The sequence below is a fragment of the Mesorhizobium sp. M7A.F.Ca.CA.004.12.1.1 genome, from assembly GCF_003997835.1.
GTDB lineage: Bacteria > Pseudomonadota > Alphaproteobacteria > Rhizobiales > Rhizobiaceae > Mesorhizobium.
Window position 1 is genome coordinate 1 of the sequence record NZ_RZRK01001311.1, and the last position, 950, is coordinate 950.

The following is a 950-nucleotide window of genomic DNA, read 5'->3' on the forward strand; positions in this document are numbered from 1 at the left end:
TGTTAGGGAATGTGCAACTTTGAAAGGGGAGCGGTTCGCGTGATAACGACAGTCTTGGCGCAAATTTGCTACTGTCCGACGGATTCTTCTGGAATCTCGGTAGTCGATTAAACTGAGACATTTACTCCAGCCCGGACAGCGCCAGAATCGATCCATCATGAGGCCAAAAGTCCTGCCGAACTATCAGTATTCCTTCTCGTAGAAGATGCCGCCCTTGGCTTCGCCGGCATCGTTGGCCTCGCCGCGCAGCTTGACGCCGCGCCCGACATTGAGGTCGATCGTAGCCTTGCCCGAGCCCGGCTTGTCGCCTTTCTGGATCGTGACATAGGTGCGGTCGTTGAGGTATTTGCCCGCCGAAACCGCCGTGCCGCCCTGGTCGTCGGTGGTGACGTCGAGGTCGTCGACACCAATGGCGCTGCGCAGGTTTTCGAGCAGCGACGTCGAGCCGCCGACGCCGGCCAGTTGCCCGGCGGCCTCGGCCAACTGGGCGATCTGCAGCGGCGACAGATTCGACATCGAGCGGCCGAAGATCAATTGCGCCAGCACCTCGTCCTCGGGCAGCGCCGGCACCGAGGAGAAGGTGAACTTCGGATTGGTCGCCTCGCCCGACACCACGATGGTGACGGTGGCGCCGGTCGTCGTCGTGGTCGCCGTCAAATTGAGATAGGGCACCAGCGAGCCGGAAAATCCGACCGTGCCTTCGGTGAAGGTCAGCCGCTTGCCGAGGATCGACAGCCGTCCGCGCTGCAGGGTGAAGGTGCCGACCGCTTGCGGCGACGAGGCCGGGCCGGTCAGCTTCAGCGAGCCGCCAAGTTCGGCATCGACGCCCCTGCCCTGGATGAAGATCTGGTTCGGCGCGTTGACCGTGACATCGAGTGCAAGGCCGCTACCGCCGCCCTTGCCGCTGGTCGTCGGCGGCCGCAGCGCCTTGTCCTGTGCCTTGACCGCAC

The 950-nt window shown here is 63.4% G+C and carries 1 protein-coding gene; it reads right to left on the reverse strand.

The window, feature by feature from the left end; all coding sequences use genetic code 11:
- Window positions 1–183: 183 nt before the first annotated feature.
- The coding region (locus EN984_RS36030; protein WP_206517579.1) for a translocation/assembly module TamB domain-containing protein at window positions 184–950 on the reverse strand (767 nt) is incomplete at its 5' end.